Raw genomic sequence first — 25,623 nt, forward strand, 5'->3', positions numbered from 1 at the left:
CGCGATGCCAGCCGGAATCATTGGCCTTTTCCGAACGGACATACGGGATACCGGCACTCGGGACAGGCCATGCACAGCCCGCCGTGCCCGAGAGCCGCGATGTCGCGGGCGCTCACCGTCTCGCCTGCCAGAAGCCTGGGCACGACGAGGTCGAAGATGCTGGCCTTGTGGTACATGACGCAGCCGGGCAGCCCGAGCACGGGCACGTTGCCGATCATGGCCAGCAGGAACATCGCCCCGGGCAGCACGGGCGCACCGTAGCCCACCACCTTGCCCCCGGCCTCGCGGATGCTGGCCGGGGTCTGGTCGTCGGGGTCCACGGACATGCCCCCCGTGACCACGATCATCTGCGCGCCCTCGGCCAGAAGCTTGCGGATGGCGGCCACGCACATGGGTATCTCGTCGTTCACGATGACCTGGCGGAAGACTGTGCTGCCGAGGCTCTCGAACTTGCGGCGCACCACCGGGCCGAAGCCGTCCCGGATGCGCCCGGAAAAGACCTCGCTGCCCGTGGTGACCATGCCCACCAGCGTGGGCGCGAAGGGCTTGACCTCGATGAGCGGCCGTCCCGCCAGGGCCAGCTCGGCGCGCTCAAGTTTCTCCTCCTCGATGACCAGGGGCACCACGCGCGTTCCGGCCACGGGCTGCCCGGCCTGGACCTGCTGATTGGAGTGGGCCGTGGCGAAGACGATGTCCTCGATGGAGTTGAGGGCGGTGAGCCGTTCCACGTCCACCTTGAGAAGGCCCGCGTGCGCGGCCGTGAGCGTCACCTTGCCCTCGGAGGGCGCGGACAGGGCGAGCCCCTGGCCGCGGGCCGCCCCGGCCAGGCGCAGGGCCGCGTCGTCCTCGTGCACGAAGCCCTGGCGCAGGTCGAAGACGAAAATGTGCTCCTTGCCCACGGTGAGAAGCCCGGGGATGTCCTCACGGGTGATGACATGGCCCTTGCGGTAGGCCGTGCCCTTCTCCTGGCCGGGCACGATGCGGGTGATGTCGTGGCCGAGCACGGTTCCCACGGCCTCGTGCACCGGTATGGCCTTCATTCCTTTCATCATGCGCATGGGGGTTCTCCCTGGCGGCGGTTTGAAATCTTCACGGAATCCGATCCCCGGGTGGATGCGTCCTGCCCATCATTCGTGTCGGTTTTGGCATATATCAAATTTGGCATATTAATGACGCTGACGGGACCTTGTCTGAATGTTAAAAATTAAAAATATGTCTTTTTGTTTTGTATTTACAGCGACTGTGCAAGTTGTGACTGCAATGTTCTTGCGATCAGGATAAATACAATCTCACTGATGCGGAATTGAATGCAAATTAAAGTGAGTCTGTCCTTTTGTGATCGATGCGTTACACGGATTTAGCATGTCAACATCAATGTGTAACGGTAACATTTATGAAGTATGTTAAATATAACATAAAGCGCACATTTGAATTAAAGCAGCAAAGAGTGCGCCAATGAAATATAACTTATATTTCAGCGCGTTGAGAGGCGTTGGGGTAGGGCGCGGCGAAAAATGAGAGACAAATGCCTTCCTGCGTCGGAGATACGGAATCCGCCGGAGGAATGGGATTTGCGAAAAGATTAGTTATTCAGAGATGTTATTAATGGGGTGAAAAAAAGAACCACCCTTTCGGGCAGATGGGTAAAAAAGACACAATCCTCACGCTTGCCTAAAAAAAGATGTCGGTAATAAATCCTGCATTTACAGTCTTTGGTGAGCGAGCGGGTCGAGGGGGCTTCGCGGAAAGGGCTGCAAACTCCCGCCGCTGGTGAGCGCCGCGCGCCGCGTCGGTGCGAACCCCGGCTTGTCCACCCCGTCCCTGCAGGTCTTGTTCGCGCCGGATCAGGTGTACCCCCCAAGGGCAGGGTGCCTTGGCCGAGGGTTCCGACCGCTCAGCGGGAGGTGTTGCGAGCGCCCTTGCGGCCCTTTTTCCCGGAGGTTCCCACGCAGAAGCCGCTGTGTGGGCCGTCGGTGCGCCACTCCCAGGACAGGCCGCCCGCGTCCAGGGACACGATGGATTCGAGCTCGCGCACGTTGCCCGGGAACTCGTGGCGGGCGAGCCTCTTGGCCAGGTCCTCCAGGCTCTCGAGGGATGCCTCCCGGGAGGACTTGAGCCGGGAGAAATAGGCCACGATGGCCGGGATGTCCTGCCTGCGTTCGCGAAGCGGGGGCACGTGGATGCGCCGGAAGCGATCGAGGAATCCGGGAATCATGGTCCCGGGGGCGTCGAGAACGCGCCGGGGCAGGTTGGTGGTGCATATCCACTGGGCGGGAGAGTCCTGCGCCGGCTGGTCCCAGGCCCGCAGCAGGCGCTCCTGCACGCCGCTTGGCATGTCCCCCATCTCCTCCAGCACCAGCGTGCCCCCGGCGGCCTGCGCCTCAAGGGGCTGCCCCGCGCTCCGGGCCGGGCCTTCGCCGAAGAGCGTGCCCAGGAGCACCGGGGCCTCGAGCCCGGCGGTGGTCACGGACACGAAGGGCGCGTACGGGTCCCGGCTGGCGTGGATGAACCGGGCCAGCAGGCTCTTGCCCACCCCGGTCTCGCCCGTGAGCAGCACGGGGGCGGGCGATTCGGCGAGGTCGCGGCACACGCCCACAATCTCGTGCATGGCCTGGTGGCAGACCACCAGGGCCACCTGGTCGTCCAGGGGGATGACTTCGCGGCTTACGAACCAGTCTGGCAGGCTTGCCAGAGCGGGGGCCTCGTCGTGCTCGGGGGGGGCGGGGGTGTGGTCGTGCATGCATAGGCTTTAACAAGATGCATGCCAGGGGAAGCAGGAGGGGCGAGGGTGTCCGGGTGTTTTGCAACCCTTCGTTTTTGCGTGCTCTTTTTAATCGCCCCGATTTGGGATGCCCTCCGGGCCTGCCGAGTGTGTTTCAATCTGGAACATGCCCCGGGGTCGCCCGGCAGGAGGCCTCACTCCAGCTTGAACTGCTTGAGCTTGCGCCACAGGGTGGTCCTGGGGATGTCCAGGATCTGGGCGGCCAACCCCTTGTTGCGCCCGGTGCGCGTGAGCACCCGGGCGATGTGGCGGCGCTCCACCTCCTCCAGGCTCTGGAGGCGTTCGCCCTCCACGGAGTCGAAGTCCATCTGGCGCAGGTCCTGGGGCAGGTCGGCCACGGTGACGGCCTCGCCCTCGCACAGGGCCACGGCCCGCTCGATGATGTTCTCGAGCTCGCGCACGTTGCCCGGGAAATTGTAGTTCATGAGTATCTGCAGGGCCTGGGGGCGCACGGCGCGCACGTCCTTGTGGAAGAGCAGGCTGTACTTGTCCATGAAGTGGCGGGTGAGCAGCGGGATGTCCTCGCGCCTTTCGGCAAGCCGCGGCAACTGGATGCCCACCACATTGAGGCGGTAGTAGAGGTCTTCGCGGAAGAGGCCCTGGGCCACCTCCTGCTTGAGGTCACGGTTGGTGGCGGCGATGACCCGGATGTCCAGGTCGATGGGCCGGGTGCCGCCCACGCGCAGGATGCTGCGCTCCTGGATGACGTGCAGGAGCTTCACCTGCATGGCGAGCGGCATCTCGCCGATCTCGTCCAGAAAGACCGTGCCGCCCCCGGCGGATTCCAGAAGCCCGATGCGGGTGGCCAGGGCCCCGGTGAAGGCGCCTTTCTCGTAGCCGAAGAGTTCGCTTGAGATGAGCTCCTCGGTAAAGCCGCCGCAGTTGAAGGACACGAAAGCCTGGTCCTTGCGTGGGGAGAGCTTGTGGATGGCCCGGGCCACCAGGGCCTTGCCCGTGCCGCTGGCCCCCTGGATCAGCACGTTGCAGCCCACCGGCGCGATCTTGCGGATGAGTTCGAACACCTGGCGCATGGAGGCGCTGGCCCCGATCATGGATTCGAGCCCGGTCTCCTCGCGCAGGGCCTGGCGCAAAAGCCGGTTCTCCCGGCGCATGGACACCTTCTCGCAGGCGCTCTTGACCAGGCTTCGCACCTCGGCCAGCTTCACGGGCTTGGCCACGTAATGGAACGCGCCCAGCTTGATGGCCTCGATGGCCGTATCCAGTCCGCCGTGGCCCGTCACGAGGATGACTTCGGTGTCGTCTCCGGAACCCTTGAGGCGCGACAGGGCCTCCATGCCGGAAATCCCCGGCAGCACCATGTCCAAGAGGGCCAGGTCGAAGGGTTTCTCCCGTCCCCGTTCCAGGAAGGATTCCGCGTCCTCGAAGGTTTCTACCTCGAAGCCGTCGCGGAAAAGCGCGTCGCCCAGGCGCTTGCGGGCCACGGCCTCGTCGTCCACCACGGCGATCCTACAGGTCATGCCCGGCCTCCCCGTCCGCCGCACCGGCGGACTCCTGGAGGGGTGCGCCCGGGGCCTTGGCCGCCTTGGGCAGGAACACGTAGAAGGCCGTGCCCTGTCCCGGCTCGCTCTCCACCTCGATGCGCCCTCCGTGGCGCTTGATGATGGAGTAGGTCACGGCGAGCCCAAGACCCGTGCCCTTGCCCACTTCCTTGGTGGTGAAGAAGGGCTCGAAGATGTGCGACAGGTTCTTCGGGTCGATGCCCTTGCCGGAGTCGCGCACGATGAAACAGATGAAGTCGCTGGCGTCGCGCCCGGACACGTCGATGCGCCCCCCGGCCGGGGTGGCCTGCACGGCGTTCTGCAGGAGGTTCAGAAACACCTGCTGCAGATGGCGCAGGTTTCCGGCCACCTTGTCCAGGCCGTGCGGCACGTCCACGTTCATGGTCAGGCCCGAGATCAGGATCTGGTTCTTGAGCAGGGCCAGCGAGCTCTTCACCACCACATCCGGGGACAGGGGGCTGAACTTGGCCTTTTCCGTGCGCGAGAAGTCCAGCAGGTTGCGCACGATCTCCCCGGCCCGCTCCGCCTGGGAGAGGATGTCGCGGGCCGCCTCCTGGCCGTCCTCGTCCAAGTTGTCCGCGTGGGTCTCGAGGAGCGTCTCGGCCGAGAGCACGATGTTGTTGAGGGGGTTGTTGATCTCGTGGGCGATCCCGGCGGTGAGCGTGCCGATGGCCGCGATCTTGCGGGCCTGGAGCAGGTCCTCCTGGTTGGCGGTCAGTTCCATGGCCATGCGGTTCAGGGCGTCCAGGAGCCCTGAAATTTCCACGATGTGCTGCCCGCCGCCGTCCACGGGGCTGAAGTCGCCCTTGGCCACCCGCGCGGTGATCTGGCCGATCATGCCCAAGGGCTTAAGCAGGCTCTGGGCGATGACCTTGACCAGGATGGCCATGAACACCAGGAACACGCCCAGGTAGGCGAAGGGCAGGAGCGACACCTCGAAGATGGTCTTGTTGATGCGGTCGCGCTTGGTGCGGCTGAGCTGTTCGGCCATGCCCACCAGGAGCTTGCCGGTGGAGCGGGCGTTGTCCTTGGCCACGTCTCCCGCCCCTTCCAGCGAGGACAGGTCCTCGCGGTACTGGGCCAGGGTCTTCTGGAAGGCCGCCAGCACTTTCGGCCCGGCCAGGTTGGCGAGGTCGTCCCCCAGGCTGTCCACGGCCGCCTCTGCCTGGTCCAGGTAGAGAAGCCCCTCGCGCAGGCTCTCCGCCCCCCCGTAGATCAAGAGGTTCTTCTCGTAGCGGCGGGCTTCCAGGATGGCGTTGAACAGATCGTCGTAGCGCTCGCTCAGGTGGAGCCTTTCGCTCACCGCGGCCAGCGTCCAGACGTTCAGGGCAGTGAGCCCGCAGGCCACCAGGAAGGCCACCAGGAAAAGGGTCAGGATCTTGCCCTTGATGGAATTGAAAAAGACCTTGAGCCGCTCCACGGAGTTCATGGCGTGCCCCTCCTTCTGCCGTCCGGCCCGAGCGTAGATCATGTTCCAATTTGATACAAGCCAAAGAGGCGAGAATGTTTCGATTTGGAACGAGGGCTCGGCAAGGAGCCGGGCCATGAAAAAAGAATGGTGTAATTCTCTTATGTTAGCGCATATTTCGATTGTGGCCCCATCATTGCTTTAGCCTCTGCGGCGGAAACACCAAGCATGGAACGTATCCTCGTAGGCATCGACGCGTCGCACCCCTCCTGGGAATCGCTGGTCCGGGCCCTGTGCCTGGCTCCGCGCATCCAGGCCAGGGTCTCTGTCCTGACCGTTTTTCCCCCGAAGGGGGGCAACGGGCCGGGAGGCGCGACGGGGATGGACACGCCCGAGGGCAGGGCCGTGCTGCGCAGAGTGGAATCGGAGATCGAATCCGCCAAGTCGGCTGGGGCCAACGTCGATCTGTTCGTGGCCGAAGGGCGCTACGACCAGGAGCTGATCGACGCGGCGGGGCAACTGAAAACGACCCTGCTGGTGGCTGCCGCCGCCGGAGGGGACGACCAGGGCGGGGAGCGCGAGTCCGAACTTCTCGGCAGGATACTCAACGGAGTGGACTGCCGCGTGGAGCTGGTCTCGCCCAAGAGACACCACGAACGCAAAAAGGACGGGGCATGAGCATTCCAGTGGAACTTTACCTGCCCATCGCGGGCAACAGCGTGAACATCGCGGCCGTGTTCGGCCTGGGGGGGGCGGTCGGCCTGCTTTCGGGCATCTTCGGCGTGGGCGGGGGCTTTCTCATGACCCCGCTCCTCATCATGATGGGCATCCCGCCCACCGTGGCGGCGGCCTCGGACTCCAACCAGATCGTGGGAGCCTCCACGTCCGGCACCCTGGCGCACCTGCGCCTGGGCAACGTGGACGTGAAGATGGGGTTTCTCCTGCTGATCGGCGGCGTGCTCGGGGGCACGGTGGGAGTCGAGATCATCAAGGTGCTGCGCCAGATGGGCAATGCGGACTTCCTCATCAACGTCACCTACGTGCTGATGCTGGGCCTGGTCGGCGGCTACATGTTCATCGAGAGCCTGCAGGCCATGCGCAAGGCCAAGGCCCCGGCGAAAAACGAGCCCGAGAAGCACGTCAAGTCCGGAGCGTTCGCCCGGTTCACGGCGAGCCTGCCCTGGCAGATGGATTTCAAGCGCTCGGGCGTGCGCATGTCGCCGCTGCTGCCGTTGTTCCTTGGCGGACTGGTGGGCGTTCTGTCGGCCATCATGGGCGTGGGCGGCGGCTTCATCATGGTGCCGGTCATGGTCTACCTGCTGCGCATGCCCATGCACGTGGTGGTGGGCACGAGCCTGTTCCAGATCCTCTTCACCTGCATCAACGTCACGGTGATGCAGTCCGTGTCCAACCACACCGTGGACTTCGTCCTGGCGTTGATCCTGCTGATCGGCTCGTCGCTGGGAGCCCAGATCGGGGCCAAGGTCGGCAAGAAGCTCCACGGCGAGCAGCTGAAGATCCTGCTGGCCTCTCTGGTGCTCGTGGTGATGTTCAAGATTCTCTACGAACTGATCGCCCGGCCGGACGTGCTGCTGGCCTATGTGGGAGGACACTAGCATGAAACGCGCAGCGATTCTTCTCTGCATCCTCTTGGCCGCGGCGTTCGCGCCCATGGCCGCCCGGGCCTCGGGCATCGACTTCACCGCCCAGCCCGGCAGCATCGACATCCACGCCCTCTACAACGGGACCTCACTGCAGGTGGAAGGCCGCGTGCCCGAGGGCTCCCAGGTGGTGCTGCGTTTCGTCGGCTCCTCCGAGGACGTGCGCATGAAGGAGAAGGGCAAGGCCCTGGGCCTTCTGTGGATGAACATGAACACCCTGCACTTCGGCAACGTGCCCAAGGTGTGCCTCATCGACTCCTCGGCCCCCATGAAGGACCTGGGCCTGGCCGGTGCCAAGCTCGGCCTGGAGGGTCTGGCCGACAACATCTCCATCGACCCGCCTTCGGCCGACCGCAAGGCGCTCCTGCCCGAGCTTCTGCTGCTCAAAGGCCAGGAGGGCCTGTTCCGCCAGGAGTCTTCCGCCGTGAAGCTCGGCGAGAAGCACGACGGCATGCAGGCGTTCAGCGCCGTGCTCGCCATCCCCTCGCGCCTGTCTCCCGGCACCTACTCCGTGGAAGTCTTCGCGGTGAAGGACGGCGTGGTCCAGGGCCAGTCCGCCAAGCCCGTGGACGCCCGGCTCATCGGGGTGCCCGCCCTCATGGCCGATCTGGCTTTCAACCACGGGGCGTGGTATGGCATCTTGGCTTCGATCATAGCCATCCTGGGCGGACTGGCCATCGGGCTGGTCTTCCAGAGCAAAGGGGCGCACTAGCATCACATGGAACTGCCGAGCATCAAGGACCTCTTCGCCGGGTGGCGCAAAAAGCCGCCCGTGCCCTTCTCGGTGCTCTTCAAGAAATTCAAGAGTATCCTGGAGCGCAACAACTCGATACTTGAGCTCATCGGAGACATGGGCGACAAGCTCGGGGGCGACTACGTCTTCGACCGGCAGTACATCTTCGACTCCTGCGAGAGGCTCGGCGACCAGGTCTTCAAGCTCGTCTCGGATTTGAGCCTTCTGTGCCAGCGCAAGAACGTGTCCCTGTTCACGGCATTCGAGCGCGTACAGCATCAGATCCGCGAAGAGCTGGCCGGCCGCCGGGCCCTTTCGCGCTCCGACCACATCCTGCCCCTGGCCGAGCTGACCCACGACCTGGCCGACGAGGGCGGCAACAAGATGGCCAGCCTGGGCGACATCAGGAACATCCTGGGCTGCACCGTGCCCGAGGGGTTCGTCGTCACCGCCGGGGCCTACTTCGAGGCCATGGAGCGCGCGGGGTTGCGCAAGCTGGCCGCCCAGACCACCAAGCACCTCTGCGACACCCGGGGCCAGGGCCTGGAGGAGGCGTCGCTGCGGCTGCGCCAGTCCATCCTGTCCATGCCCCTGCCCAGGAGCCTGTCCAAGGCCGTGGAGCAGGCCGCGCGCAAGCTGGCGGGCGAAGGCGGCGCGCTTCTGGCCGTGCGTTCCAGCGCCTGGGGCGAGGACGGCGAATCGAGCTTCGCCGGCATGTACGAGAGCGTGCTGGGCGTGGCTCCGGCGGACATCCTGGACGCCTACCGCCGGGTGCTGGCCAGCCTCTTCTGCGAGGACGCCCTGCGCTACCGCATGCACCACGACACGACCTGCGAGGAGCCAGCCATGGCCGTGGGCGTCATGCGCATGGTGGACGCCCGGACCAGCGGCGGCCTCTACACCTACGCCCCGCTCCAGGAGCATGACCAGCCCATGGTGGTGAGCGCCGCCTGGGGCCTGGGCAAGCCCATCGTCGACGGCACAGCCGAGACAGACACCTATTTCCTGCGCCGCGAGCCACCCCACGAGACCATCTCCTCCGAGGTGAGCCCCAAGACCACGCGGCTGGGCCTGGACCCCTCCGGCGGCACGCGCACTGAGTCCGTTCCCGCGGAACTGCGCGACAACGCCTGCCTGGACCGCGGGCAGCTCGCCCTCCTGGCCGAGACGGCCATGAACCTGGAGCGCTTCTTCAAGCGCCCTCTGGACGTGGAGTGGGCCTTCACCCCGGACGGCACGCTCACCGTGCTCCAGGCCCGCCCGCTTTCCATCCGGCCGCGCTCCTGCTCCCTGGGCGAGGACGTGGCCGAGGCGGCCAAGGACGCTCCGGTGATCTTCTCCGGCAAGGGGGTCACGGCCATGGGCGGCGTGGCCTCGGGCCGGGTGCACATCGTGGACAACGACCCGGACCTCGCGGACTTCCCCTACGGGGGCATCCTGGTGGCCCGTCATTCCTCGCCGCGCTACGCCCGCATCATGCCCAAGTGCCGGGGCATCATCGCCGACGTGGGCTCGGCCACGGGCCACATGGCCACCATCGCCCGGGAGCTCAGGGTGCCGACCCTCGTGGGCGCGGGCAACGCCACCCGCGTGCTGCGCCAGGGCCAGGAGATCACCTTGGACGCCGACCACAAGGTGGTCTACGACGGGGCCGTGGAAGCCCTGTGCCGCTACGAACTCTCCAAGGAGGACGTCTTCGAGGAGTCCTGGGAATACCGCACCTTGAAGCGCGTGCTGCGCCACATCAGCCCGCTGACGCTGCTGGACCCGAAGTCGGACCAATTCCGCCCCGAGTCCTGCAAGACCTTCCACGACATCGCGCGCTACGTGCACCAGCGCGCCGTGGACAAGCTCATCTCCCTGGCCGAGACCCACCAGGACCTGACCGAGGGCGCGCCCCGCCGCCTGGCCACCAAGCTGCCGCTGGGCATGACCATCATCGACGTGGACGGCGGGCTTGCGCCGGGCGAGGGCGACGAGGTGGGCGAGGACGCCGTGCGCTGCCGCCCCTTGAGCGCCATCCTGGACGGCATGAACGCCGCGGGCATGTGGGAGACCCGTCCCGTGCCCGTGGACCTGGGCAGCTTCATGTCCAGCGTCACCCGCACCTTCTCCGCCGACCAGTCCCACCCCACCCGCATGGGGCGCAACCTGGCCGTGGTCTCCCGGGAATACCTGAACCTGCACCTGCGGCTGGGCTACCATTTCACCGTGGTGGACGCCTACCTGGGCGGTTCCATCAACGACAACGTCATCTTCTTCCGCTTCATGGGCGGCGTCACCGACTTCACCCGCCGCTCCCGCCGGGCCACGCTGGTGGCTGACATCCTGGAGCAGTTCGATTTCGTGGTGGAGACCGCCGGGGACATGGTCACGGGCCGGGTCAAGAAGCACCCCACCCGGGCGATGCTCGACAAGATGTTCATGCTGGGCGGGCTGATCGGCTACACGCGCCAGCTCGACGCCATGCTCGACTCCGACGAGGCCGGGCAGCGCCACGTCCAGGAATTCCTGCAACGCATCAGTGCATTGAGGGAGGCACGAGAGTGACCGACGACATTTCCCCTGCCGCCGCGGCAGACGCCGCCAAAGGCAGGACCAGCATCCTGGTGCTCGACGACGAGCCCATTGTCTGCAAGCGCTTGAGGCCCTTTTTCCAGAAGGCGGGCTACGAGGTGGAGGCTTTCACCAACCCCGCCGAAGCCCTGGAGCGCGTCACGCAACGCCGCTTCGACGTGGTCATCACCGACCTCAAGATGGAAGGCCTGGACGGGCTGGCCTTCCTGGGCAAGGTCAAGGCCCTGTACCCGGACACCGGCGTCATCGTCATCACCGGCTTCGCCACCATGGAGACCGCCCGGGAATCCTTCCGCAAGGGCGTGTTCGACTTCGTGGCCAAACCCTTCAAGCTGGCCGAGATTCTCGACGGCGTCCGGCGCATCGAGAAGGAGAAGGGGCTGGGAACGGCGAAGTAGGAGCAGGCTGAAGGGAGCGGGGGCCTTTGCAAGGGAAGGCTCCGGCGGCCGAAGGGCAGGCCCCTTTGGAATCCCCTGAATGAGGTTGTCGGTAAATTCGGACGCGCCGAGTGAGGCCGGGGAGGGCCATGGGCAAGGCGGGAAGCAGGCAGGACGAAGCGACGGGCCCGGGTTCCGCCCGGTTCCTGCTGCGCACGTTCAAGCGCATCCTGGAGTGCAACACCCTGGCGCTCGAGCGCATGGCCCAGATGGACCGCGCCCTTGGCGGTGAATACGTTTTCGACAAGGCCTTCCTGGAAAGCGCCGCGCGCGACGTCTGCTCCCTCACCCACCGCACCGCCTATCATCTGAACGGCATGGCCGACGAAGGCTATGTGGACCTGTACGACGCCTACCTGCGGGTGAAGGACGCCCTGGAGGACGTCCTGTCCGGTGGCATGGGGCCGCTGGCCGGACGGCGCGTGCTGCCCTTTTCCGAGATCGGCTGGGAGATGGAGCCCCTGGTTGGCCTGTGCAACGTGGGCTTGGCAGTGCTCGGCGCGCGGATGGGGCTGCCCGCGCCGGACGGGCTGGCGGTGACGGTCACGGGCATGGCCGGGCTCTCCGGGACTTCCCGCGACGAAATACTGGCCGAGATGGCGCACGGAGTTGGGGACCTGTTCACCCGCGCTGGGGGACGGGCGATTCTGGAACTGAGCCTCGTCGACGCCGGGTCCGGAGGGGCTGGAAAAATCCTGGCCACGGCCCAGGCGGACTCGCCCGGATCGGCCTGCGAAGCCGTTCTGGCCTTCGCCGCCGGTGATGCGGACGCGCCCGGCGAGGCGGGCACGGCCGCTGGAACGGGAGCGCCTGGAACAGGCGGCCTTGCCGGAAGCCCCGGGATTTCCCGGGACGCCCGGCCCCAGGCCGTGTGCATCCGCCTCCGGCCTGAAGCCGCGGTCATCGGAACGCTGCAGACCCTGGCCTTCGACCCCAATCTTCCTCCGTCCATGCTCCTCTCGTCCCGCGCCCCGGCTGGGCCCGCACTGCCGGATCGCTGCTGGCTGTCCCGCAGCGCGCCCCATGACCCCTTGCGCTCCCGGATATCCCCCAAGGAAGCCGGAACGTCCCTACCTGGCGGCGACGCCCTGTCCGTGTCCTCGGGGCGGCGGCTGCGCGGCTCGGCGTGGCTCTTGCCCGCCCAGACCGCCCTGCTGGCCGAGCTGGGCCTGGCCGCCGAGCGCGCCTTGGGCGGACCGTGCGTGCTTTCATTTGTCCTCACGCCGCGTGGGCGAGTGCGGATCACCGCCATCGAGCCCATCACCACGCCGTATCCGGAGTGGATCGGGGCCGAGGGGCAGGACGAGCTGGAACTGCCGGACGAGGGCGACATCATCCTCGACGGCGGGCAGATCGCCTGCGGCGGCGTGGGGGCCGGTCCCGTAGTCCCCATTGATGACGACACCCTCCCGGACTCCGTGCCCCTGGGCGCGGTGGGAGTCGCGCGGGCCGCCTCGCCCGCTCTGTCGCGCATCGTGCCCAGGCTTGGGGCGCTGCTGGCCGAGGTGGGCACCGCGGCCAGCCACCTGGCCACCGTGGCTCGCGAGAACCGCGTCCCGGCCGTGTTCGGCTTGAAGGGCGCGGCCGCGCTCGAGGCCGGGTCCATGGTCACGGTGGACGCGGACCAGGGCGCGGTCTACCGGGGCGTGGCCGAATCCCTGCTGCGCCAGGCCGCCCTCCAGGGGGCGCAGACCGGCACCGAGCCCGAATACCTCGTGCTGCGCCGCCTTCTGCGCCACATCCGGCCCCTGAACCTGGTGGACCCGCAATCGCGCGATTTCGACGCCGCTCATTGCCGCACCTGCCACGACATCCTCCATTTCGCCCACGAGAAGGCCGTGGACCTGCTCCTGTCCATGGGCACGCCCGGCCAGAACGGGCTCGGCCAGCCGCGCCGCCTGGAAGAGGACTCCCCCTTCGCCCTGGGCATCGTGGACGTGGGGGGCGGTCTCGCGGGCGTCTCCGGCCCTGTGACCCTGGCGGACGTCGAAAGCGAGCCCCTACGCGCCTTCCTGGAGGGGCTCCTGCTGAAGGACGTGCGCCGCGACGCCCCGGCCCGGCTGTCCCTGGGCGACATCATGGGCGGGATCGGACGCACCTCCCAGGCCCTGTCCGCCGATCCCGCCAGCGCCGGGCTGAACCTCGCGATAGCCGCCAGGGACTACGCCAACGTCACCCTGCGCCTGGGCTACCATTTCAGCGTGGTGGACGCGGTGGTGTCGCCGCGCCCCGAGCACACCTTCGTGTATTTCCGCTTCGCCGGAGGCTTCGCCGACAACGAGCGCCGGGCGCGCCGCGCAGGGCTGCTCCTGAACGTGCTGGAGCGCCTGGGCTTCAGGGCCACTCGCAAGGGCGACCTGGTCGTGGGCAAGCGAAAGCTCATGGAGGCCCCGGACGCCCTGGAGACCCTGCGTTTCCTGGGGGCGCTCACGGCCTACACCAGGCAGCTGGACGTGGAGCTCGTCTCCGACGTCCATGTGGAGCACTTCACCCGCAGGTTCCTGGAAGCCAGCGGACTGGACGTCCTCCACTCCGGGGAGGCGCGCTGATGGCCGGGTTTTTCGCGAGGCTCATGGCGCGCTGGCGCGAGAGCCGGGAGCGGCGCAAGGGCGACGCCCTGCGCTTCATCAAGGCCCGCTACCACATGTTCCGCATCCTCCTGGCCGACAACGAGCGCGCCCTGGAGGCCATGGCCGACGTGGACAGGCTCCTGGTGGAAAACGAGCAGGCCCGCCTGGAGGCCCGGCTCTCCGAGCTGTGCGCCGTGGTCCTGGAGCTGGCCGACGGGTTGAACCGCCTGACCGGGAACGCCTACGACGGGCTCTATTCCCGCCTGGACATCCTGGAGGGCTCCCTGGAGGAGGCCCTGGATCGCTTCCGGAACTCGCCGCGCGGCGTCTGGCTGCCCCTGCGAGAGGTCACGGCGGACCAGCGCGAGCAGGCCGGGGGCAAAGCCCAGCCGCTTGGGACGCTCATCCGCGCGGGCCTGCCCGTGCCGGACGGCGTGGTCGTGACCCGCCGGGCCTGCCGCGACTATCTGCGCCACGCCCGCCTGGACGACCGGCTCAAGGCCCTGGCCCGCGACGCGTCCGCCGACGGCGCGGACCTGGACGCCCTGGCCGGACGGGCCAGGGCCATGGTGGAGGCGTCGGTCCCCTCGCCGGAATTCACGGCGCACCTCGCGGCCGCCTGGGAGCACCTGTCGCAGAACACGGCCCATGACGCTCCCCTGGCCATATCCGTGCGCAGCAGCGCCTCCGGCGAGGACGGCGGCGTGCACTCCTTCGCCGGGCAGTATGCCAGCGTACTGAACGTGCGGTCTTTCGCCGCCTTCATCGAGGCCTTCAAGGAGGTCCTGGCCAGCGCCTTCTCGGCCCGCGCCCTGGCCTACCGGGTGCGCGCGGGCATGGCCCTCCAGGCCGTGGACATGGCCGTCCTGTGCCAGCGCATGGTGGACGCGCGCGCCTCGGGCGTGCTCTTCACCGCCGACCCCATGGATCCGGCCTCGGGGCGCATGCTGCTCACGGCCGTGTATGGGCTCGGCACCCAGGCCGTGTCCGGGCGTTCCCCGGCGGACGTCTTCCGGCCGAGCCGCGATCTCCTTCCGGCCACTCCGGACAACACCCCGGTTCAGATCGCGGGCAAGACCGTGCGCGAGGTCCCGGGTCATGACGGCGGCCTTCGCCTGGAGGATGTCCCCGGCTCGCAGAGCCTGGAACAGGTGCTCTCCTTCGAGGACGTCTCCCGGCTGCGCGACCACGGCCTGCGCATAGAAGCCCTGGCCGGTTGCCCCCAGGACATCGAATGGGCCGTGGACTCCGGAGGAACCCTGTGGATTCTCCAGGCCCGCCCGGCCCGCCTTTCCCAGACCGTCCGCCCGGATACCGGACCGTCCGGCCAGGTCATCCTGGAGGGCGGGCACGGGGCGTCCCCGGGCAAGGCCGCCGGCCAGGTGGCCATCGCCCGCTCCCGGCAGGATCTGGCCGCCCTGGCCCACGTGCCCGGACCCATGGTGCTCACGCTGCACCAGAGCCTGGTGGACGCGGCCTCACTCGTGCCGGGTGCGGCCGGACTGCTGGTGGACATGGGCAACCCCCTGGACCACCTGGCCTGCCTGTCCCGCGAACTGGGCATCCCTATGATCACCGGCCTGGGCACGGCCACCACAGCGCTTGAGAGCGGGCAGTGGGTGCTGGTGGACGCCGACCGGGGCGCGGTATGCGCAACCGACGCCGATCTGTGGCGAAACGCCTCGTCCGGTTCAGCCCGCTCAGCCGTTACGGGCCGCTCCGCCCCGCAGGCCCCGGACGCCGCCGCCTCCGTGCGCAGCCTCGTCCTGCCGCTCAACCTTACCGACGCCTACGGCCCCACCTTCTCCATCCTCGAGTGCTCGAGCCTGCACGACATGGTGCGCTTCATCCATGAGAAGGCCGTCATCGCCCTTTTCGAGGCCGGAGACGCCGTGGCCGAGGAAGCCTTCGCCCTGGTGCGGCGCATCAAGGACACAACCGGCCTCGATTTCCTGATCATCGATATGGGCGGCGGCCTCGTGCCCGGGCGCTCCACCGAAATAGGCCTGGAGGCCGTGCTTTGCGAGCCGCTCAAGGCGCTGTGCGCGGGCATGGCCGTGCCCGGGCTGCGCTGGGGAGTCGCGCCGCCCATACCGGGGGTCGGCGGGCTCATGTCCCGCTCGCTCCTGGACGCGCGCAGCGAACGCCCCGTGGGCAACCCCAACTACGCCTTCGTGGCCCGTGACTATCTGAACCTCAATGCCCGCGTGGACTACCACTTCGCCATGATCGACGCCGTGTGCGGGGCCAACGCGCGCGAGAATTCCATCCGGTTCCGCTTCAAAGGCGGCGGCACGGCCAGAATCCAGCGCGAACGCCGGGCTGCCTTCGTGGAGATGGTCATGCGCCAGGAGGAATTCTACACCAACCGGCAGGGCGACATGGTCACGGCCGTGCTCATGGAGGGGTCCAGGGAAAGCATCAGGGCCAAGATGGAGATGCTGGGACGGTTCTTGGGCTTCAGCAGGCTCCTGGACGCGGCCATGGTGGACGACGACATGCCCGCGCGGATTGCCCAGGCGTTTCTGGAAGGGGATTATCAGCTGAAGGGGTTGGAAGAGAAGGGGGGAGAGTAAAGAGGAAGATGCCTCCGGCGGCCAAAGGAACTTCGTTCCTTTGGAATCCTCTATCGCTTCGCACCGGGCGATGCGGAGTGTGTCGCTTGAGGGTGAGGCGCCGGGGGATTGCGCTCAGGCGTGGTGGAAGCGGAGTTCCGGCAGTTCCAGCGCCGTGAGGACGCCGCCCCGTCCGGCCCCCGTGTCGATGCCGATGAGCCCTGGGAGCACGAGCGGAGTTTCGAGGGGCACGTGCCCGAACACCAGGGTTTCGCCGCTTGCCGCCCAGCCCGCCGTGTCTATCGCCCGATTGCCGAGCATCGTTTCCAACCTGGCCGGGTCTGCCTGCGAGGGGGCGGCCCCGGCGGGCATGGGCGCGTGGAAGAAGATGTAGCTCCCGTGCCGATGCCACGGTGAGAGTTCGTGCAGGAATTCCGCATGGGCTTCCGGCATGAAGTCAAGCCCCCGAAAACCGGCCGTTGCCCCGTAGCTGTCCAGGGTGGCCTGGAATCCCACGGCGCGCAGCAGGCGCAGGCTCTCGTGATCCCCCGTCGCAGCGAAATGCAGCAGGGCCGCCTCGTGGTTGCCCATGAGAAACACCGTGTCCGGCCGGGTGCGGCGAATCGCGAGAAGCCTCTCGATCACCTCCCGCGTGTGCCCGCCCCGGTCGATGTAGTCCCCCATGAAGACGAGCCCGGCGGCGGGGTCCAGGGCGTCCAGGCGCGCGAGCAGAGCGTCCAGCTCGCCGGACTGGCCGTGGATGTCGCCGATGGCGAAGATGCGCCCGGTATTCAACGGAACGTGCATGGACGTGTCGCCTTGCGTGGCGGGTTCACGGCCGGTCATGCGCCCGCTTCGCTGGGCTCGCCCGGAGGATGATACAGCCCGGCCCGTTCCAAGATGGCCTTGATGCCAAGGCCGGATTCGCGCTCTACGCGCGCGAGCATGGCCAGCGCCCTGTCCCGCCGGCCGCTGATGGCCGTGAACGCCTCGGGGTCGTGTCCGAAACGGTCGAGCTTTTCCTGGAAGCGCCTGTGCACGCTCACCGGGCTGTCGCAGCAGACCAGCTTGTCCGCCAGGTAGACCACCTCGCGTTCGGTGATGGGGGCGATGTCCGGGATTGAGAGGTCCCGGTGGGCCTCCACGATGCGCGCCGCGTCCGGGAAGCCCGCCGCGTCCAGGATGCGCCCGCCCTCGGCCTCGTGGTTCTTGCGCTTCTTGGCGATGTCGTGCAGGAGCGCCGCCGCCTGGGTCAGGTCCATGTCCAGGGGCCAGCCGCGCGCCTCGTTCAAGGCCGTGGCCAGGGCCAGGGCGATGCGGGCCACGGCGTGGGCGTGAGCCAGGCCGCGTTCGTTCACGCAATGTATCTCGAGCAGCGCCTGGGCCTCGCCGGGGGTGGGGCGGCCCCTGCGGCGCACCCGGCGCAGGGCTTCGCGGTAGTTCTGCGGCGTGTCCAGGTCGAAGAGGATGTTGGCGTCGGCCACGGGCGTCTCGTCCGCCCCCAGGCGTTTCTCCAGTTCCGAAAGCGTAGCGCGCAGGCCGCCGTCTTCCTTCCAGGAGGAGATGAACGGCAGGCAGTCCGACCGGATGAGCGGAGGATGGCCGCGCTCCCCGAGAAAGGTGGGGTAGGCGATGGGCCGGTCTCCGAACCGGTCGAGGAGGGAACGGATGGTCTGGGGGCGCACCAGGGGGATGTCCACCGGCAGCACCAATACGGCGTCGACGCCGCCTGGCAGGGCCGCGATCCCGGTCAGGATGGAGGAGAACATGCCCTGCTCGTACTCGCGGTTGACCACGCAGCCGATCTGAAGCCGGGCCGCCTCGGCGTAGACCTCCCCGGCCTTGTGTCCGGCCACCGCAAGGATGTCTTCCACGCCCGCCTCGCGCAGGCTGCGCGTCACACAGCCCAGCACCGTGGAGCCGCGAAGCGGCAGGAGCGGCTTGAAGCCGTCCATGCGCGAGGAGAGCCCGGCCGCGGGCACCAGCGCCGCTACGCGCACGGTCGCGCGCCTCCCCGCGCCGTCCTCTTTTGAACGAGTGCAGTCACGTTGTTCACGTCCTTCTCTTCAGGCGTTTGCGCGCCGATGTCCAGCCCTTCGGGGGAACCACCGCTTGCGCAGTGGCCCGCGCCCGGCTACACAGCCCACGACGGCGGGCTTTTCGCGCCGTTTCCCATCCCGAGACAAACAAAGGACCGAATCCATGGATGAAATCAAGGTGAAAGACAGCAACGGGACGCTCCTGAAAGACGGAGACAGCGTCACGATCATCAAGGATCTCAAAGTGAAAGGCTCATCCGTCACGCTCAAGCGCGGCACGCTCATCAAGAACATCCGCCTCACCGACAACGAGGGCGAGATCGAGTGCAACGCCGACAAGGTCAAGGGCCTAGTGCTCAAGACCTGCTTTTTGAAAAAGGCGTAAGCCCGCGCATGGACCGGGCGTGCGCCCGCCGCCGGAGGCTTTCGGCGGCGGGCGGGCCGGGGCGGTGTCGCCCGTCATGATATATGTCAAGTAAGACATAATTCGTCGCCTGGCTCCGCCGCAACGCCGCAACGATTCAGGGACGATCATCCAGCCAGGGGGCGTGCTCCCGCAATCAGACGTTGAGCCCCCCCATGAGCACGTACTTGGTGTCCATGTAGTCCAGGATGCCTTCGCTTCCGCCCTCGCGGCCCATGCCGCTTTCCTTGATGCCTCCGAAGGGCGCTTCGGCCATGGCCAGGATGACCTCGTTGACCCCCACCATGCCGTATTCCAAAGCCTCGCTCACCCGCCAGGTGCGCCCCAGGTCGTTGGTGAACATGTAGGAGGCCAGTCCCACCTCTGTGTCGTTGGCCAGGGCGATGGCTTCCTTTTCCGAGGAGAAGGGGACGATGGGCGCCACCGGGCCGAAGATCTCCTCGCGGAAGACCCGCATGGAGGGAGTCACGGAGCCGAGTACCGTGGGCTCGTAGAAGAGGCCGCCCAGGGCGTGTCGCTTTCCGCCGACCATGATGCGCGCGCCCTTGTCCACCGCCTCCGCCACCAGGGCCTCCACGTGCTTCACGGCGGATTCGTCGATGAGCGGCCCCTGGGTGACGCCCGCGTCCAGGCCGCTTCCCACCCTGAGGGCCTCCACTTTGGCGGCGAGCTTTGCGGTGAAGGCGTCGAGGATGCCTTTCTGCACCAGGATGCGGTTGGCGCAGATGCAGGTCTGGCCGGAGTTGCGGAACTTGGAGATGACCGCCCCGTCCACGGCGCGGTCCAGGTCGGCGTCGTCGAACACGATGAAGGGCGCGTTGCCCCCGAGCTCCAGCGACAGGCGCTTCACGGTCCCGGCGCACTGGGCCATGAGCTTCTTGCCCACGGCGGTGGACCCGGTGAAGGAGAGCTTGCGCACGCGCGGGTCGCCGGTGAGCTCCGCCCCGATCTTGGACGAGTCGCCGGTGATGACGTTGAACACGCCCGCCGGGATGCCGGCTTCCTGGGCCAGGGCGGCCATGGCCAGGGCGGAGTAGGGGGTCTGGGAAGCGGGCTTGATCACCACGGAACATCCGGCGGCAAGGGCCGGGGCGGCCTTGCGAGGGATCATGGCGAAGGGGAAGTTCCAGGGGGTGATGATGCCCGTAACGCCCACGGGCTGGAGCATGGTCAGGGGCCGCCTGCCGGGCCCGGGTGCGGGGATGAGGCGGCCATAGGCTCGCCTGGCTTCGCCCGCGTACCAGGGGAAGTAGGACGCCCCCTGCATGATCTCGCCCTTGGACTCGGCCAGGGGCTTGCCCTGCTCCAGGGTGAGGATGGCCGCCAGCTCGTCCAGATTCTCCCTGATGAGGGCATGGAGCCTATGCAGGTATTCACCCCGTTCGGCCGGGGTGAGCAGCTTCCAGGCGGCCATGGACCGCGCCGCCGCCGAGATGGCCAGCGAGGTCTCCTTGGTGCCGCATTTGGGCACGGTACCAAGCACCTCGCCGCTGGCCGGGTTGGTCACGTCCAGCACTTCGCCGTCGAGGGCAGGAATCCACTTGCCGTCGATGTAGCACTGGTTTTTCCAGAGTATGAAATCGTCTGGTCGCATGTGCGCACTCCTTAGTATTAACCGTCGGGAAGAGGGGCGGACGGCCCGCGTCCCGTCTAATCCTTGACCCAGTAGAGCAGCTGGTGCCTGGCTCGTACATAGTCCTTGAGGCGATACTCCTCGGCCTCGGTCATGGTGCGCAGGCGGATGTACACGTTGCGCTTGGACTCGTCGGCCTGGTCCAGGTGGGAGAATATGCTTATGATCTTGGCGTCTTGCCCCCGGATGTCGTCGATGAGCTGCTTGAGGTGCCCCTTCTCCACGGGCAGCACGGCGGCCATCTGGACGCCGCCCTGGTCCACGCCGCTGATCATGGTGAAGAGCCGGAAGACGTCCGTGTCGGCGATGATTCCCACCACGCGGTCCTCCTTGTCCACAACAGGCAGGCCCCCCACCTGGTTGTCGCGCATGATGGCCGCGGCGCGCTCCACGGTGTCGCCGGGCCGGATGCGCAAGGGATCCTTGGTCATGATGTCGCGCACCTTGATCTCGGAGAGCAGGTTCGTCATCTCGTAGATGTCCAGCGACGTGGCCTTGGAGGGCGAGGCGGCCTTGATGTCGCGCTCGCTGACGATGCCGGTGAGGTGGCCCTCGGGATTCACCACGGGCAGGCGGGGGACGCCGCGCTGCTGCATGATGCGCCCGGCTTTGACCATGGAGACGTCCTCGGTCACGGTGGTGACGTTTTTCAGCATCCAGTCGCCTACAAGCATATATCGCTCCTTTTGATGGCGTGCTCGGGGCCGGGACATCCGGCGTTTCTTCCTGGGCTTGCTCCGCTCATTCAGGCGTCCCCACAGACGTCCCGAAGGTCATCACGCAACACGAACGCCTGCTGTCGATCTTTATGACCAATCCCCGAGGGGCCCGCACGTGCTTGAGCCGGGCGGTCTCGGCCACAACCGGCAGGGACTCGATCCGGCGCCAGTCGAGGACGTCGCCCTCGCCTTCGGTCACGGTCACGTAGGGTATCCCAAGCGAGGTGATGTTCTGGAAAAAATGCGATCCCTGCGAGGGATCGGCCTTGATCATGGCTCCCCGGCATTCCACCATGGCCCCCACCGCGGAGATGTGGCGCCACTGCACGGGTATTCCCAGCCAGCGGTCCGAGGAGCCCCAGCGCCCGGGCCCGATGAGCAGGTACGGCCGTCCCTCGCGTGCGAGCGCGGCATTCACCTGGCCTATTTCCTCGGCGATCTCCTGCGTCTGCGCGGGATCGAAGGCCTCCGGCCTGACGAACACGATGTCGGCTATGTCGCTCCTCCTGCCGCCGCCCAGGGCCAGCCGGGAGGTGAGGAACGCGCCCTGGCGCTCCTCCTCGGTGATTTCGGCCTCGAAACGGCCGGTTTCGGTGGCCATGGGCCGCACCTGGAGGAGATAGAAGCCGCACGCGCGCGGGTTCTCCCGGGCCAGGTTCACCGCGAATTCCAGCTCCACGTCACAGCCGATCTTCTTGCGGAAGAGCGCAAGCAGTCCGGAGAGCATCTCCGGCAGTGGCAGGAGCTTGTGCTGGATGATCCTGGAGAAAAGCACGACCTTCGCTCCGCCCGTGTCGTCCGAATCCCGGACGCGGTTGTCGGCCGGATCGTAGGTACTGGTGCAGGCCATGATGGGGTAGTCGCCCAGGGCGTCGTGGATGTTCCTTTTCACGAGGTGGGCGCCGGCTTCCGACGGCGCATGCGCTTCATGCCCGCCGAGACGCAGGGAGAAGAAATCCCGCTGCGTATTGGCGAGCATGTCCTCCACTGAGGCGAGCTGGGGCAATATTTGCGGATGCTTGGGCGAGAACCGCAAGGAGATCCCTCCCTCGACAACCGCCTTGCCGAATCCGACCACCATGTGCACGATGCCGTCCTCGGGCCGCATGCGCGAGACGGGATAGTAATTGTGGGACAGGGCCACGCCCGCCATGGCCGGATAGTAGAAATCGCCGTGGCGCTCGCCCGCGACCTGCTGGATGGCCACGGCCATGGCCTCGTCCTGGGCCTGGCTGGCGGTGCTTTTAGCGAAAGCCTTCGGGCTTGCGTACCAGGTCGACGCGTAGACGAGCTTGATGGCGCCCAGGAGCTGCCTGAGCCGCTCGCCTGGGTCGGAATGGTCGTTGGGGATCATGAGCGTGTCGTACAGGCCGGCGTAGGGCTGGAACTGGGCGTCCTCCAAAAGGCTTGAGGAGCGCACGGCCAGGGGATAGCGAATCTCCTCCAGGTATTTCTCCATGTCGTAAACGATGACTGGGGGCATCTCCGCCCGCAAAAACGCCCGGGCCACCTCGGCGTCGGCATATCCCTCCCCGGCGAAGCGTCGCAGCCCGTTTCTTTCCACGAACTCCTCGAAGACGTCGGTTGCGAGCACCAGGGTCTGCGGCACCTGGATGGGACATTCCGGAAACCTTTCGGCCAGGCTCATGTCCTCGCTCAACACCGAGGACATGAAGGCCAGTCCCCGCGCCTTGCCGCCGAGCGACCCGCTTCCGATCTTGGCGACGCTTAAGAGGTCCTGCTTGAAGTCCTTGCGGTTGAACCTGGCAACCACGCCCTTCTGACGCCATTTGCGCACGTGGTGGATGAGCGAGATGAGATACTCGCGCATTTCCCGGACGCTTTCGAACATGTCGCTGCGGATTGCCCGGATGGCGGTGGCCAGGGGGATTTCGGAGCGCATCATGACCCAGTTGGCCAAGTCCTTCTTTTCGATATGGTGGCGAAGGGACTCCTCCGGCATCTGGGCCAGGCGCTCCTCCAGGGTGCGCAGCCTGTCGGCCCTGCCAGCCTCGTGGCCGTCCGGGGTCCTGAACACGAATTCGCCGAACCCCAGGTGCGCAAGGAAAAAGTCCTGCACGTCATTCACGAGTCTCGGAGAATTCTTGTCCAGGAATTCCGACTGGATGGCCTCGGCGTCATGGCCGTTGGAGGTCTCGGAGCTCATGAGCAGAAGCGGCAGGAAGGGCATTTCCGCCCGGACCCTGGACAGCAGTTCGACCCCGGCCTTGGCGTGCAGCCGGCCCTGCTTGGGGAAGCGCGTGTCCGATATGACCCCGAGCAGGTTGGACTTGTACGTGTCGTAGAGCGCGGAGGCCTCCTCGAAATTGCGCGCCAGCAGAATCTTGGGGCGGGTGCGCATGATGAGCAGGCGTTCCTCCTCGTTGACCCCGCACTCGAGCACGTTCTGTATCTGCCGGACGATCTGCTTGTAGAAGATGGGCAAAAGCCTCGAATAGTAGAGCGGGGAATCCTCCACCAGGATGAGCACGCAGACGTCGGCGCGCCGGGTGTCGTGCTCAACGTTGAGGACGTCCTCCGTGCTCTTGACGATGGACAGCAGCAGGTCGGCGTTGCCGGACCAGATGAAGACCTTGTCGATGCCCCCCAGGGCGGCGCTCTCGTCCGCCGCTTGGACGGAGCGCAGGCTGTGAGCCAGCAGGTAGACGGGCAGGGAGGGGCTCAAGCGCTTGACGCGCTCCCCGAAGCTCGCAGCGTCCATGTCCTCCAGGTGGGGCATGGTGATGACCAGGTCGAACTTCCTCTCGCCTAAGAGCTCAAGCGCCCGCAGGGCGGAGGAAGTTCGGGTGACCCGGGGGGGCTGGGACAGGTTGAGCCCGCTGTACTCCGAGACGATGCGCGACGCCAGCGTCACGTCTTCCTCGATGATGAAGGCGTCGTAGCTGCTTGAGACGAGCAGGATCTCCCGTATCTTGTTGGCCATCAACTCCAGGAAGGCCCTGAAGTCGAGCACCGCCACGCGCGACAGCTCACGCTCCATGAGTTTCATGCCAATCCCGCCCGTCTCGGTCGCTCCGGGCATGGCCCGTCCGTGGCCCGCCGGCGTTTGCAGTTAGGATAGCCCATACCCTGCCGCGAAGACAATCAGGGCGCGAAAACGTGTCCCACACCCCGGCGCACAGGCGGGCCGGACCCGCCCGTGCGCGGGCGGGCGCCGTCTCAAAGCAGTCCCTGGTCCAGCATGGCCTCCACGACCTTCTTGAATCCGGCGATGTTGGCTCCCATGACGTAGTTCCCGGGCGCTCCTGCGGCCTGGGCCGCGTCGGCGCAGGTGCGGTGGATGCTGCGCATGATCATGCGCAGCCTGTCGTCCACCTCTTCCCGGGGCCAGGAGAAGCGCATGCTGTTCTGCGACATTTCAAGCCCCGACACGGACACTCCGCCGGCGTTGGCCGCCTTGCCCGGACCGTAGAGGATCCTCTCCTGGATAAAGAGGTTCACTCCGGCGGGGGTGGTGGGCATGTTCGCCCCTTCCGCCACCACCTTCACGCCGTTGTTGATCAGATTCTGGGCGTCCGCGCCGTTGATCTCGTTCTGAGTGGCCGAGGGGAAGGCGCAGTCTGCCTTGTGGTTCCACAGCGGGTCGCAGGATCGGCCCTGCTCGCAGGCCGTGTAGACCGCCCCAGGATACTTCAGGGCGTACTCCTCGATGCGCCCGCGCCTGATGTTCTTGAGCTGCTTGACGAAATCGAGCTTGCCCTGGTCGATGCCCTCCTCGTCGTAGATGTAGCCGGACGAGTCGGACAGGGTCACGGGCTTGGCGCCAAGCTCCAGGAGCTTCTCCACGGTGTACTGGGCGACGTTGCCGGAGCCGGACACCAGGCAGACCTTGTTCTCCAGGGTCTGGTTCCTGGCGGCGAGCATCTCGGCGCTGAAATAGACGCAGCCGTAGCCGGTGGCTTCCGGGCGTATCAGGCTGCCCCCCCAGTTCAGGCTCTTGCCCGTGAGCACCCCGGAGAACTCGTTGGCCAGCTTCTTGTACATTCCGTACAGGTAGCCGATCTCGCGAGCTCCGACGCCGATGTCGCCGGCGGGCACGTCCGTGAACTGGCCCACATGCCGCCAGAGTTCGGCCATGAAGGCCTGGCAGAAGCGCATGACCTCGGAATCGGACTTGCCCTTGGGATCGAAATCGGACCCGCCCTTGCCGCCGCCCATGGGGAGCGTGGTCAGGGCGTTCTTGAAGACCTGCTCGAAGGCCAGGAACTTCAGGATGCCGAGGTTCACGGAAGGGTGGAACCGCAGGCCACCCTTGTACGGGCCGATGGCGCTGTTCATCTGGATGCGGTAGCCCCGGTTCACGTGGACTTCCCCTGCGTCGTCCTCCCACGTCACGCGGAACATGAGCACCCGTTCGGGCTCCACGAGGCGCTCCAGTATCTTCGCCTTGCGGTATTCTGGTCGCGAATCCAGAAGCGGCTTGATGGACTCGAAAACTTCACTGACCGCCTGATGGAATTCCTTCTCATGCGGGTCCTGGTCTTTCACGAGGGCCATCAGCGCTTCCATCTCATCCTCCTGTAGTATGTTTCAGAATGCCTACA

Annotated in this window: 18 protein-coding genes; 8 read left to right on the forward strand and 10 right to left on the reverse strand. The window is 66.6% G+C overall.

Annotation, left to right across the window (positions count from 1 at the left end; genetic code table 11):
* Window positions 1–17: 17 nt before the first annotated feature.
* The 4 genes from ML540_RS09260 to ML540_RS09275 form a co-directional block, all read right to left on the reverse strand.
* Window positions 18–1,040: a molybdopterin-binding protein gene (locus ML540_RS09260; RefSeq protein ID WP_243360858.1), complete on the reverse strand. Its 1,023-nt coding sequence runs from the start codon at window positions 1,038–1,040 to the stop codon at window positions 18–20.
* 854 nt (window positions 1,041–1,894) lie between these two features.
* The gene (locus tag ML540_RS09265; protein WP_243360201.1) at window positions 1,895–2,740 is read right to left on the reverse strand and encodes a sigma 54-interacting transcriptional regulator; all 846 of its coding nucleotides are present in this window, start codon (window positions 2,738–2,740) and stop codon (window positions 1,895–1,897) included.
* Window positions 2,741–2,916: 176 nt separating this feature from the next.
* Window positions 2,917–4,260, reverse strand: a complete 1,344-nt coding sequence (locus tag ML540_RS09270) for a sigma-54-dependent transcriptional regulator (RefSeq protein WP_243360202.1) — start codon at window positions 4,258–4,260, stop codon at window positions 2,917–2,919.
* On the reverse strand, window positions 4,250–5,731 hold the full coding sequence (locus tag ML540_RS09275; protein WP_243360203.1) for a sensor histidine kinase: 1,482 nt from the start codon (window positions 5,729–5,731) through the stop codon (window positions 4,250–4,252). Before ML540_RS09275 ends, ML540_RS09270 begins: the two co-directional genes overlap by 11 nt.
* Window positions 5,732–5,938: 207 nt before the next feature.
* Here ML540_RS09275 and ML540_RS09280 point away from each other — a divergent pair, with 207 nt between their 5' ends.
* The 7 genes from ML540_RS09280 to ML540_RS17815 all read left to right on the forward strand — a co-directional run bounded on the left by ML540_RS09280 (window position 5,939) and on the right by ML540_RS17815 (window position 16,264).
* Entirely contained in the window at window positions 5,939–6,388 is a 450-nt protein-coding gene (locus ML540_RS09280; RefSeq protein ID WP_243360204.1) for a universal stress protein, read from the forward strand.
* Entirely contained in the window at window positions 6,385–7,326 is a 942-nt protein-coding gene (locus ML540_RS09285) for a sulfite exporter TauE/SafE family protein (protein WP_243360205.1), read from the forward strand. Before ML540_RS09280 ends, ML540_RS09285 begins: the two co-directional genes overlap by 4 nt.
* A gap of 1 nt (window position 7,327) precedes the next feature.
* Complete coding sequence (locus tag ML540_RS09290; RefSeq protein ID WP_243360206.1) at window positions 7,328–8,083, forward strand: TIGR02186 family protein; 756 nt, start codon at window positions 7,328–7,330, stop codon at window positions 8,081–8,083.
* 6 nt (window positions 8,084–8,089) lie between these two features.
* Entirely contained in the window at window positions 8,090–10,654 is a 2,565-nt protein-coding gene (locus ML540_RS09295) for a PEP/pyruvate-binding domain-containing protein (RefSeq protein WP_243360207.1), read from the forward strand.
* Window positions 10,651–11,079 carry a response regulator gene (locus tag ML540_RS09300; protein WP_243360208.1) on the forward strand — a complete coding sequence of 143 codons (429 nt, stop codon included), beginning with the start codon at window positions 10,651–10,653 and terminating at the stop codon, window positions 11,077–11,079. The genes ML540_RS09295 and ML540_RS09300 overlap by 4 nt, the downstream gene beginning before the upstream one ends.
* A gap of 128 nt (window positions 11,080–11,207) precedes the next feature.
* A complete protein-coding gene (locus tag ML540_RS09305; RefSeq protein WP_243360209.1) occupies window positions 11,208–13,667 on the forward strand; it encodes a PEP-utilizing enzyme in 2,460 nt (819 codons plus the stop codon).
* The gene (locus tag ML540_RS17815) at window positions 13,667–16,264 is read left to right on the forward strand and encodes a PEP/pyruvate-binding domain-containing protein (RefSeq protein ID WP_279343337.1); all 2,598 of its coding nucleotides are present in this window, start codon (window positions 13,667–13,669) and stop codon (window positions 16,262–16,264) included. Before ML540_RS09305 ends, ML540_RS17815 begins: the two co-directional genes overlap by 1 nt.
* Before the next feature lie 114 nt (window positions 16,265–16,378).
* Here ML540_RS17815 and ML540_RS09320 read toward each other — a convergent pair whose 3' ends face one another.
* Window positions 16,379–17,089: a metallophosphoesterase gene (locus ML540_RS09320; protein WP_243360210.1), complete on the reverse strand. Its 711-nt coding sequence runs from the start codon at window positions 17,087–17,089 to the stop codon at window positions 16,379–16,381.
* A complete protein-coding gene (locus ML540_RS09325; protein ID WP_243360211.1) occupies window positions 17,086–18,243 on the reverse strand; it encodes a DVU_1551 family NTP transferase in 1,158 nt (385 codons plus the stop codon). The genes ML540_RS09320 and ML540_RS09325 overlap by 4 nt, the downstream gene beginning before the upstream one ends.
* Window positions 18,244–18,445: 202 nt before the next feature.
* On the opposite strand from ML540_RS09325, the gene ML540_RS09330 reads away from it, so the two are divergent.
* Window positions 18,446–18,667 carry an alkylphosphonate utilization protein gene (locus ML540_RS09330; RefSeq protein ID WP_243360212.1) on the forward strand — a complete coding sequence of 74 codons (222 nt, stop codon included), beginning with the start codon at window positions 18,446–18,448 and terminating at the stop codon, window positions 18,665–18,667.
* A gap of 175 nt (window positions 18,668–18,842) precedes the next feature.
* Here the strand turns inward: ML540_RS09330 and ML540_RS09335 are convergent, their stop codons facing one another.
* From ML540_RS09335 to gdhA, 4 genes are all read right to left on the reverse strand, one after another.
* Window positions 18,843–20,300, reverse strand: a complete 1,458-nt coding sequence (locus ML540_RS09335) for an NAD-dependent succinate-semialdehyde dehydrogenase (RefSeq protein ID WP_243360213.1) — start codon at window positions 20,298–20,300, stop codon at window positions 18,843–18,845.
* A 56-nt stretch (window positions 20,301–20,356) separates the two neighbouring features.
* Complete coding sequence (locus ML540_RS09340; protein ID WP_243360214.1) at window positions 20,357–21,013, reverse strand: CBS and ACT domain-containing protein; 657 nt, start codon at window positions 21,011–21,013, stop codon at window positions 20,357–20,359.
* Between the two features lie 67 nt (window positions 21,014–21,080).
* Window positions 21,081–24,101 carry a PEP/pyruvate-binding domain-containing protein gene (locus ML540_RS09345; RefSeq protein ID WP_243360215.1) on the reverse strand — a complete coding sequence of 1,007 codons (3,021 nt, stop codon included), beginning with the start codon at window positions 24,099–24,101 and terminating at the stop codon, window positions 21,081–21,083.
* A gap of 137 nt (window positions 24,102–24,238) precedes the next feature.
* Window positions 24,239–25,588, reverse strand: coding sequence for an NADP-specific glutamate dehydrogenase (gene gdhA / locus ML540_RS09350; protein WP_243360216.1), 1,350 nt, complete (start codon window positions 25,586–25,588; stop codon window positions 24,239–24,241).
* Between the last annotated feature and the right edge of the window lie 35 nt (window positions 25,589–25,623).

It is taken from the genome of Fundidesulfovibrio terrae (genome assembly GCF_022808915.1).
In the GTDB taxonomy this organism is placed as follows: domain Bacteria; phylum Desulfobacterota; class Desulfovibrionia; order Desulfovibrionales; family Desulfovibrionaceae; genus Fundidesulfovibrio; species Fundidesulfovibrio terrae.

What these genes read in the sequence shown, in the direction of transcription:
- ML540_RS09320 (WP_243360210.1), bottom strand. Translation starts at nt 17,089, where the DNA reads ATGACCGGCCGTGAACCCGCCACGCAAGGCGACACGTCCATGCACGTT.
- ML540_RS09335 (WP_243360213.1), bottom strand. Translation starts at nt 20,300, where the DNA reads ATGCGACCAGACGATTTCATACTCTGGAAAAACCAGTGCTACATCGAC.
- ML540_RS09285 (WP_243360205.1), top strand. Translation starts at nt 6,385, where the DNA reads ATGAGCATTCCAGTGGAACTTTACCTGCCCATCGCGGGCAACAGCGTG.
- ML540_RS09295 (WP_243360207.1), top strand. Translation starts at nt 8,090, where the DNA reads ATGGAACTGCCGAGCATCAAGGACCTCTTCGCCGGGTGGCGCAAAAAG.
- ML540_RS09275 (WP_243360203.1), bottom strand. Translation starts at nt 5,731, where the DNA reads ATGAACTCCGTGGAGCGGCTCAAGGTCTTTTTCAATTCCATCAAGGGC.
- ML540_RS09270 (WP_243360202.1), bottom strand. Translation starts at nt 4,260, where the DNA reads ATGACCTGTAGGATCGCCGTGGTGGACGACGAGGCCGTGGCCCGCAAG.
- ML540_RS09345 (WP_243360215.1), bottom strand. Translation starts at nt 24,101, where the DNA reads ATGCCCGGAGCGACCGAGACGGGCGGGATTGGCATGAAACTCATGGAG.
- ML540_RS09290 (WP_243360206.1), top strand. Translation starts at nt 7,328, where the DNA reads ATGAAACGCGCAGCGATTCTTCTCTGCATCCTCTTGGCCGCGGCGTTC.
- gdhA (WP_243360216.1), bottom strand. Translation starts at nt 25,588, where the DNA reads ATGGAAGCGCTGATGGCCCTCGTGAAAGACCAGGACCCGCATGAGAAG.
- ML540_RS09330 (WP_243360212.1), top strand. Translation starts at nt 18,446, where the DNA reads ATGGATGAAATCAAGGTGAAAGACAGCAACGGGACGCTCCTGAAAGAC.
- ML540_RS09280 (WP_243360204.1), top strand. Translation starts at nt 5,939, where the DNA reads ATGGAACGTATCCTCGTAGGCATCGACGCGTCGCACCCCTCCTGGGAA.
- ML540_RS09260 (WP_243360858.1), bottom strand. Translation starts at nt 1,040, where the DNA reads ATGAAGGCCATACCGGTGCACGAGGCCGTGGGAACCGTGCTCGGCCAC.
- ML540_RS17815 (WP_279343337.1), top strand. Translation starts at nt 13,667, where the DNA reads ATGGCCGGGTTTTTCGCGAGGCTCATGGCGCGCTGGCGCGAGAGCCGG.
- ML540_RS09340 (WP_243360214.1), bottom strand. Translation starts at nt 21,013, where the DNA reads ATGCTTGTAGGCGACTGGATGCTGAAAAACGTCACCACCGTGACCGAG.
- ML540_RS09265 (WP_243360201.1), bottom strand. Translation starts at nt 2,740, where the DNA reads ATGCACGACCACACCCCCGCCCCCCCCGAGCACGACGAGGCCCCCGCT.
- ML540_RS09305 (WP_243360209.1), top strand. Translation starts at nt 11,208, where the DNA reads ATGGGCAAGGCGGGAAGCAGGCAGGACGAAGCGACGGGCCCGGGTTCC.